At 68.5% G+C, this 2,954-nt stretch carries 1 protein-coding gene; it reads right to left on the bottom strand.

Features of this window, described 5'->3' with window-relative positions:
- Positions 1-135: 135 nt before the first annotated feature.
- Entirely contained in the window at positions 136-2,676 is a 2,541-nt protein-coding gene (locus N801_RS18800) for an ATP-dependent Clp protease ATP-binding subunit (protein ID WP_035940844.1), read from the bottom strand.
- Positions 2,677-2,954 lie beyond the last annotated feature (278 nt).

The following is a 2,954-nucleotide window of genomic DNA, read 5'->3' as shown; positions in this document are numbered from 1 at the left end:
TCACTCAACCAACGTCCCCGGTCAGTACAGTTAGGTCCGGATGACGGCGAGGTCGGGACGGATGACGGAGGCGGGGTGTGCTGCGAGCTCGCGCTCGCTGCACACCCCGCCTCGTCGTGGGTTCGGGACCGGCGACTACTCGGTCCCGGCGGCAGCGGCGGCCGTGCCGGTGCTCGTTCCTGCGGTGATGACCGGGACGTCGATCGTCTCGGCCTTGCGGGCCCCCGCGAAGGTGAAGGTGTCGTCCTTGCCCTCGCCGGTGGCGTCGACCGCGACGATCTCGCCGGCCTTGAGCTCGCCGAAGAGGATCTTCTCGGACAGGACGTCCTCGATCTCGCGCTGGATGGTGCGACGCAGCGGGCGTGCACCGAGCACGGGGTCGTAGCCGCGCTTGGCGAGCAGCGTCTTGGCCGCGGGCGTGAGCTCCATGCCCATGTCCTTGTCCTTGAGCCGCTTGTCGAGCTTGGCGATCTCGAGGTCGACGATCTGGATGATCTCGTCCTGGGTGAGCTGCGGGAAGACGATCGTGTCGTCCACGCGGTTGAGGAACTCGGGGCGGAAGTGCTGCTTGAGCTCGTCCGTGACCTTGTTCTTCATCCGCTCGTAGCCACTCTGGGTGTCCGGGCCGGCGGAGAAGCCGAGGGCGCCCTTGGAGATGTCCCGCGTGCCGAGGTTGGTCGTCATGATGATGACGGTGTTCTTGAAGTCGACCACCCGACCCTGCGAGTCGGTGAGGCGGCCGTCCTCGAGCACCTGCAGCAGGCTGTTGAAGATCTCCGGGTGGGCCTTCTCGACCTCGTCGAACAGCACGACCGAGAACGGCTTGCGCCGCACCTTCTCGGTGAGCTGGCCGCCCTCCTCGTAGCCGACGTAGCCGGGAGGTGAGCCGAAGAGGCGCGAGACGGTGTGCTTCTCGCTGTACTCGGACATGTCGAGCTGGATGAGCGCGTCCTCGTCACCGAAGAGGAACTCGGCGAGCGTCTTGGCGAGCTCGGTCTTGCCGACACCCGTGGGCCCGGCGAAGATGAACGACCCACCGGGTCGACGCGGGTCCTTGAGGCCCGCGCGGGTGCGACGGATCGCCTGCGAGAGAGCCTTGATGGCGTCGTTCATGCCGACGACCCGCTTGTGCAGCTCGTCCTCCATGTGGAGCAGCCGCGAGGACTCCTCCTCGGTGAGCTTGAAGACGGGGATGCCGGTCGAGGCCGCGAGGACCTCGGCGATCAGCTCCTCGTCCACCTCGGCGACGACGTCGAGGTCGCCGGACTTCCACTCGGTCTCACGCTTCTGCTTCTCGAGACGCAGGTTCTTCTCGTCGTCGCGCAGGCGTGCGGCCTTCTCGAAGTCCTGGCCGTCGATGGCCGACTCCTTCTCGCGCACGACCATCGAGATCTTCTCGTCGAACTCACGCAGGTCCGGCGGTGCGGTCATGCGGCGGATGCGCAACCGGGCGCCGGCCTCGTCGATGAGGTCGATGGCCTTGTCCGGGAGGAACCGGTCGTTGACGTAGCGGTCGGCCATGTTGGCCGCCGCGACGAGCGCGCCGTCGGTGATCGAGACGCGGTGGTGCGCCTCGTAGCGGTCGCGCAGGCCCTTGAGGATCTCGATGGCGTGGGCCAGCGTCGGCTCGGCCACCTGGATGGGCTGGAAGCGGCGCTCGAGGGCGGCGTCCTTCTCGATGTGCTTGCGGTACTCGTCGAGCGTGGTCGCACCGATGACCTGGAGCTCACCACGGGCCAGCATCGGCTTGAGGATCGACGCGGCGTCGATCGCGCCCTCGGCCGCACCGGCACCGACGAGCGTGTGGATCTCGTCGATGAACAGCACGATGTCGCCGCGGGTGCGGATCTCCTTGAGCACCTTCTTGAGGCGCTCCTCGAAGTCACCGCGGTAGCGGCTGCCGGCGACGAGCGCACCGAGGTCGAGCGTGTAGAGCTGCTTGTCCTTGAGCGTCTCGGGCACCTCGCCGCGCACGATGTCCTGGGCGAGGCCCTCGACGACGGCGGTCTTGCCGACGCCGGGCTCACCGATGAGCACCGGGTTGTTCTTGGTGCGGCGGGACAGCACCTGCATGACCCGCTCGATCTCCTTCTCACGCCCGATGACCGGGTCGAGCTTGCCCTCGCGGGCTGCCACGGTGAGGTTGCGACCGAACTGGTCGAGCACGAGCGAGCCGGCGGGGGCACCCTCGGCGGGGCCACCCTGGCCGACGCCGGCGGTGGCGCCCTCCTTGCCGCCCTGGTAGCCCGAGATGAGCTGGATGACCTGCTGGCGGACCCGACCGAGGTCGGCGCCGAGCTTGACGAGGACCTGGGCGGCGACGCCCTCGCCCTCGCGGATCAGGCCGAGCAGGATGTGCTCGGTGCCGATGTAGTTGTGCCCGAGCTGGAGGGCCTCGCGCAGCGACAGCTCGAGGACCTTCTTGGCGCGGGGGGTGAACGGGATGTGACCGGTCGGGGCCTGCTGGCCCTGGCCGATGATCTCCTGCACCTGTTCGCGGACGGCGTCCAGCGAGATCCCGAGGCTCTCGAGGGCCTTGCTCGCGACTCCCTCACCCTCGTGGATGAGACCGAGCAGGATGTGCTCGGTGCCGATGTAGTTGTGGTTGAGCAGCCGCGCCTCTTCCTGGGCGAGGACGACCACCCTGCGGGCGCGATCCGTGAACCGTTCGAACATAGCTGGCTCCTACCTGATTTCTAAGTCACCTCGATGCTATCCCCGCTGCCTGTATGCCGGACGCCCCAGTTCACATGAGACGTGCGGCGTGCAGCGGCGAGGTGTGTCATGCCGTCCAACGCGGCACCCCCACGCGGTGTTCCACGCCTGAGCCGAGGCCGCTCATGTTCGCTCTGGGCAGAGCGACCCGGGGGTCCCGGGCGGGACCGGCCGCGACACGGGCCGGCCCGGCACGGCGCGGACCCCTGGCGCCGGCGGTGGTGCCGGTCGGCGGGGCG

It is taken from the genome of Knoellia aerolata DSM 18566 (assembly GCF_000768695.1).
Taxonomy (GTDB): domain Bacteria; phylum Actinomycetota; class Actinomycetes; order Actinomycetales; family Dermatophilaceae; genus Knoellia; species Knoellia aerolata.
Note: the sequence above shows the minus strand (reverse complement) of the source record. Positions and strands in the feature narration are given on the sequence as shown.